The organism is Sulfitobacter sp. 1A13679, assembly GCF_043557115.1.
Taxonomy (GTDB): domain Bacteria; phylum Pseudomonadota; class Alphaproteobacteria; order Rhodobacterales; family Rhodobacteraceae; genus Sulfitobacter; species Sulfitobacter faviae.
This window is the reverse complement of sequence record NZ_JBIFFO010000045.1, coordinates 1-6,270: the sequence shown is the minus strand read 5'-3', so window position 1 is coordinate 6,270 and position 6,270 is coordinate 1. Positions and strand designations below refer to the sequence as shown.

Annotated in this window: 3 protein-coding genes and 2 pseudogenes; 3 read left to right on the top strand and 2 right to left on the bottom strand. The window is 56.5% G+C overall.

Annotation, left to right across the window (positions count from 1 at the left end; translation table 11 throughout):
* Both glmU and glmS read left to right on the top strand, forming a co-directional pair.
* Nucleotides 1-534: pseudogene (gene glmU / locus ACGYLA_RS19245) on the top strand (bifunctional UDP-N-acetylglucosamine diphosphorylase/glucosamine-1-phosphate N-acetyltransferase GlmU); the annotation flags it as partial.
* A gap of 2 nt (nt 535-536) precedes the next feature.
* Complete coding sequence (gene glmS, locus ACGYLA_RS19240) at nt 537-2,357, top strand: glutamine--fructose-6-phosphate transaminase (isomerizing) (protein WP_394434584.1); 1,821 nt, start codon at nt 537-539, stop codon at nt 2,355-2,357.
* Nucleotides 2,358-2,605: 248 nt separating this feature from the next.
* On the opposite strand, the gene ACGYLA_RS19235 is transcribed toward glmS, so the two are convergent.
* Complete coding sequence (locus tag ACGYLA_RS19235; protein WP_394434582.1) at nt 2,606-3,760, bottom strand: glycosyltransferase family 4 protein; 1,155 nt, start codon at nt 3,758-3,760, stop codon at nt 2,606-2,608.
* A 195-nt stretch (nt 3,761-3,955) separates the two neighbouring features.
* Between ACGYLA_RS19235 and ACGYLA_RS19230 the strand changes: the two are divergent.
* Nucleotides 3,956-4,742, top strand: a pseudogene (locus tag ACGYLA_RS19230) (IS3 family transposase); the annotation flags it as partial.
* 202 nt (nt 4,743-4,944) lie between these two features.
* Here ACGYLA_RS19230 and ACGYLA_RS19225 read toward each other — a convergent pair.
* Entirely contained in the window at nt 4,945-6,192 is a 1,248-nt protein-coding gene (locus ACGYLA_RS19225) for an IS110 family transposase (RefSeq protein WP_394434586.1), read from the bottom strand.
* Nucleotides 6,193-6,270 lie beyond the last annotated feature (78 nt).

The window sequence follows — 6,270 nt, the reverse complement described above, 5'->3', positions numbered from 1 at the left end:
GAGCCGAATGTCGTCTTCGGCCCGAATGTCACCGTGGAATCCGGCAGCACCATCCGCGCCTTCTCGCATCTCGAAGGCTGCCATGTCTCACGCGGCGGGGTCGTCGGCCCCTACGCCCGGCTGCGCCCCGGCGCGGAACTGGCCGAAGACGTGCGCATCGGCAATTTCGTCGAGGTGAAGAACGCGCAAATCGCCGAAGGGGCCAAGGTCAACCACCTAAGCTATATCGGCGACGCCACCGTCGGCGCGCGAAGCAACATCGGCGCGGGCACGATCACCTGCAATTATGACGGGGTGATGAAGCATCACACGACCATCGGCGCTGGCGCTTTCATCGGGTCCAACACCATGCTCGTGGCCCCGGTGACCATCGGCGAGGGTGCTATGACCGGCTCGGGCTCGGTCATCACTTCGGACGTGGAGCCCGAAGCGCTGGCCCTGTCACGCGCACCGCAGGTCGAGAAGCCCGGCATGGCGCGCAAAATGTTCGAAATTTTAAAGGCCAAAAAGGCAAAAATGCAGAGGGGCAGCTAATAATGTGTGGAATTGTTGGGGTGCTTGGCACCCATGAAGTCGCCCCGATCTTGGTAGAAGCACTGAAAAGGCTGGAATATCGCGGCTATGACAGCGCGGGCATCGCGACCCTGAACGAAGGCAAGCTTGAGCGCCGTCGCGCCTTGGGCAAGCTGGTAAACCTCTCGGACGCGCTGGTGCATGAGCCGCTGGCGGGTAAGTCGGGCATCGGCCACACCCGCTGGGCCACCCATGGCGCGCCGAGCGTCACCAACGCCCACCCGCATCAGGCGGGACCAGTGGCCGTGGTGCATAACGGGATCATCGAAAACTTCCGCGAATTGCGGGCTGAACTGGCCAAACATGGCGCGCAATTCGTGTCCGAGACCGATACCGAGACCGTCGCCCTCCTGACCCAGCATCACATGGCGCAGGGCGCAGGCCCGGTGGAGGCCGCCAAACAGACGCTTGCCCGGCTCGAAGGCGCTTTTGCGCTGGCTTTCCTTTTTGACGGTCACGACGACCTGATGATCGCGGCGCGCAAAGGCTCTCCCTTGGCCATCGGCTATGGCGAAGGTGAGATGTATGTCGGCAGCGACGCCATCGCGCTTGCCCCGCTGACCCATCAGATCGCCTACCTCGAAGAAGGGGATTGCGCGGTCATCACCCGGACCTCGGTCGAGGTCACCGACCGCAACGGGGCGCTCGCCAACCGCGCGATCAAATCCGTGCAGATCGACAATACCCGCATCGACAAGGCGGGGCACAAACACTTCATGGCCAAGGAAATCGCCGAGCAACCCGGCGTGATCGGCGCGGCCATCGGCCATTACCTCACCCCCGAGGGTGAGATCAACATCAGCGCGCAGGACATTGATTTCACGCAGTTTGACCGGATCCTCATGGTCGCCTGCGGCACGGCCTCCTACGCCTGTTTCACCGCGAAATACTGGTTTGAGCAGATCGCCCGCCTGCCGGTCGAGATCGATGTCGCCTCGGAATTCCGCTACCGTGAACCGCCGATCCCGCCCCGCACGCTGGCGGTCTTCGTCAGCCAATCGGGTGAGACTGCCGACACGCTCGCCGCCCTGCGCTATTGCGAGGGCAAAGCCGCGCGTATCCTGTCGGTCGTTAACGTGCCCGAAAGCTCCATCGCCCGCGAAAGCGATCTGGCGCTGCCGATCCACGCCGGTGTCGAAGTCGGCGTAGCCTCGACCAAAGCCTTCACCTGCCAGTTGGTCGTCCTCTTCGCGCTGGTGCTCAAAGCCGCGCGGGACCGGGAGGTGATCAGCACTGATGCCTTCGCCGATCACATCTCAGCCCTCCGGGGGCTGCCCGCGACCATCAGCACCGCGCTTGAACAAAACGACGCGATGCAGGAGGCCGCGCTCAAGCTCTCCCATGCCCGCGACGTGCTGTTCCTTGGCCGGGGCCAGATGTACCCCCTCGCCCTTGAAGGCGCGCTGAAACTCAAGGAAATCAGCTACATCCACGCCGAAGCTTATGCATCGGGTGAGCTGAAACACGGCCCCATCGCGCTGGTGGATGAGCATGTGCCGGTGGTCGTCATGGCCCCGCGCGACGCGCTGTTCGACAAGACCGTCAGCAACATGCAAGAGGTCATGGCGCGCAAGGGCAAGGTGATCCTGATCTCCGATGCCAAAGGTCAGGCCGAGGCCAATGACGGGGTCTGGTTCAGCATCGAGATGCCCCCGGTGCCGGATGCGCTGGCGCCGATCCTCTATGCGGTTCCAGCGCAATTGCTGGCCTATCACACCGCTGTGGCGAAGGGCACGGATGTGGACCAGCCGCGCAATCTGGCGAAATCGGTGACGGTGGAATGAGAGAGACGTGATGAATTGAAAGCGAGGAAAACCCGAGAACAAGGTGCTGAAGCTGCGACAAGTACAAGTTCTGCAAAGGCAATTACGTTCAACTGCGGAAACCGTGCGGCAGATAGGCGTGACGGTTCAGTCCTGAACACCACTACTTCTCGGAAGATTACCACCCATTAAAGTTGAACCAAACGCCATGATAAAATATCCAAAAAGCCCTAATTAAACATGAAACCTGGCAAGAGAAATAGGATCACTTAGGTGTTCTGAACGAAGGCTAGCAGTTTGGGGATGGCAGTGCGCGGGTGAACCTCAACTAGGAAATCGCGACAGCCGCTCTTGGCGCTTAAAAAACTGTCTAACTTACAAATTCGGTCGATGCAGTCTGCAAATGCTTGTGGGTGTCCAGCGGGAACAAACCACCCAATTCCAGGATGTTCTTGAATTGAAAGTTCCAGCTCACTGCCTTTATCTCCCATGACAACAATAGGTTTGTAGTTGGCCACGCTGAAGTACGCTTTGCTTGGAACACCGAGCCCGTACATCCCAGGCCGCAATGTCACCAGAGATACATCACATCGCTGGAGAATTCTATTTCTATCAACGAATGGAACACTTGAATATAAGCAAACTCGAGAATCCGTAGCCAACGCCGGATGGCTGTTTAGCACTTTTGCTATAGAGCCGGACCCATAAAAATCAAACCGAGCGTTTTTTGCTGTCGACAGCGATATCCCATCGAGAACGTACTCTAAGCCTTGTAGCCTTCCTAAATTCCCGAAATATTGAAACACCACGATATCTTTGCCTTTAGAAGGTTCGATCTCAGATGCGCTTTTAGAAGTAGGAACCCAGTTCGGCACATACAGAATTGGCACCGATCCGCTAACCTTGCTATCTAAGCGTTTTCTCATGTCTCTGCCGATAACTACTATCCCGGTCGAGGAGCGATAGGCTTTTTCAAATAATTTAGAGGCGATTCTGAAGATTGCCGAATTTGAATTCAAAAAACCGGCAGGAATAGCGTTGTCTGGAAATAGATCGTGTACTAGGACAAATAATTGGATTTGTTTAATTATTTTAATTGCGGACATAATCAAAGGTAAGCTAGCCGGGTTCGTTCCACAAAGCACTTTTGCACCTCTAGGTATTTTCCAGAGGCAAAGACAGAAAAGAACAAGCGAAGCCACGAACTTTCTTAGCGTCTTTGGCAAGTTCGCAAACTGAGCACCAGGAGAGATTACTTCCACGGGGCTTCCTAATTTCTCAGCTTCTTCAATGAATATTGACCAGAGGTACCCAGTAGAATTCATCTCCTTCTCCGCGAACTCTGTGACTACGTAAATAACTTCTGATTTTTCTTGCATTAAAAGCCTCAACTTCTCTGTGATCCCGCCCCAAGTACTAGGCATACTTTCTCAATGAGAGAAAGTTTGCGGATTAGACTTGGGTATTGATGATTTCCTCCGGACGCAAGCATTTTGGAGGCGATATGAACTGCCACAGAATTCACACTCCGCAGCTGATCAACTTCCGGAACAACTGACGTGCTCCCCTGAGAAGTCCGGTTTTTTAAGTTAGCCTGTTCTCTCAAAAGGAGACAGACGATGAAGAGAAGCCGTTTCAGCGAGGAGCAGATAATCGTGATATTGAAGGAGCATCAGGCTGGGCTTGGCGCGAAGGAGCTTTGTCGCGAGCATGGCGTCAGTGATGCGACGTTTTATAAATGGCGATCCCAGTATGGCGGCATGGAAGTGTCCGACGCGAAGAAGGTGAGAATGCGAAGCTGAAGAAGCTCCTGGCGAAAAAAATGATGGATGTCTCAACGCTCAAGGAGATGTTGGGAAAGAACTTTTGAGGCCCGGTTCACGCAGAAGCGCGGTGACCTGGGTCATGACAGAGAAACGACACAATCAGAAGCGGGGGTGCGCCTTGGCTGGGATCGACCCGCGTGTTTATCGGCGCACGTCGAAGCGGTCAGCGGATACTGATCGACGAGATCGGTTGAAGGATCTGTCGTCTGAGCGGCGGCGGTTTGGCTATCGTCGTCTGCACATCCTGCTCAAACGCGAAGCAAGTAAACTGGAAAAAGCTGTACCGGTTTTACCGCGAAGAGGGATTAACAGTCCGTAAACGTGGCGGTCGCAAGCGTGCAGTGGGCACCCGAGACCGATGGCGATCCCGCAGGGGCCAAACCAACGGTGGTCGCTCGACTTTGAGTCCGACAGCCTGTCCTGCGGTCGCCGGTTCTGCATTCTGACCATGATCGACGACTTTAGCCGCGAATGTTTGGCTGCCGTGGTCGACACATCGCTCTCAGGCGACCGTGTGGGTCGGGAGCTGGACCGCATTGCTGAGATGCGCGGCAACCCCTGCATGGTGGTCAGCGATAACGTCCTATGTCGGGAACTTCCGGCTGTTTAGATCAGCAGGTCATGGGGCATCCGGCAAACCGGATGCCCTACAATCCTTGCCCAGACGGGCTCTGCCGTCAAGAAATGATCTCTTCCATAGCAAACACAGGGTACGCGCGATGGCGGCCCTCACCGTCCTCAATACGAGATTCCAAATCCCAAGCAGAAGGCCCGAACATTATCTACGAGGTCAGCGAACTGCCTCCACGACTGCTACAGAGAGAGGTCCTTCCGCCTGGGCTCACCCCCTCGAAGAAGGGGCGATAGGGTTCGCCGTGTTTGACCACGGCGTGTACGGTGCGCGCCATCTTTGCTGCGATTGCGGTGTAGGCCTTGCGACGCAGATGGGCATTGTGACGGTCTTTGGAGATGTAGCGCTCGAACTTGTCGCGGAAGCTGTTGGTCCGCTTCAGTACTGCGGTCTGGCCGGCCATCCAGAGCGTGCGGCGCAACCGGGCATTGCCGTACTTCGAGATCCGGCTCTGGCCGCGGAACATGCCCGACTGCACGGTGGCAAGGTCCATGCCGCAGAACTTCAGAAACTGCCGGTGATGGCGAAAACGACGCAGGTCACCGGCCTCGGCCAGGATGGTCATGGCGTTGATCGGGCCGATCCCGGGAATGGTTGTCAGCAGCTGACAATCGGGGAGGTCCGAAAGTAATTCGACGGCCCGCGCCTCAATGATATCGCGCTGTCGGATCAGGCTTCTGCCTTCAGCCAACACCAAGCGGAACATGCGGACAGCGTCAGAATCCGGCTGAACTGGCAAGCCCACCGAGCCAACGGCCGTGGCATAAATATCTGAAAGCAAACGCTCTTTGGACATTTTGCGTCCAACCACTTTCCATGCATCGGCAATGAATGCCTCCCGGCTCATCGCCGTGATCATATGCGGGGTTGAATACTTCTCGAGGAAAGCCAGGAACCAGTCGGTTCTCGAATTCCGGTGAAATCGTTCGGCCTCGGGGAAGTAGAGCGGCAGATAATGTGTCAGGATGCGATGCCACAGCTCGGTCTTCGAACGGGAGACGATCTCATGGGTCTTTGACAGTTCCTGAATGTCGGCGGTCCCGGTCACCAACGGATCGTGAAAGAACTGAACCGCGCCGATCTCCAGCATATGCAGGATGACCTGGGCGTCCTTAGGATCGTTCTTATCCCAACTGTTATGCAGAGCTTCTCGCGTTCGCGCCAGACCGACGGAGGACACAAGCTTCAACTCGAATCCGGCCTGTCCGAGATGGTGAGCCAAGACACGGTGGTAATTGCCGGTCGCTTCAAACCCGATCCGCACCGGCAGGTCGTAGCTGGCGAGATTTATGGCTAAGCGCTGAAAATCTTCCAGCGCGTTCATGATCGTCATGCGGCGGCGGCGCTTCTTGCCGGGAATGCTGATCAGCACCTCATGTCGATGCTTGGATATGTCGATGGTAAGCGGCGGCTACGTAGCACTTAGGATCAGCTTGACGGCTGGAAATTCCACGGAAGTAGGTCGTCGATGCGATTG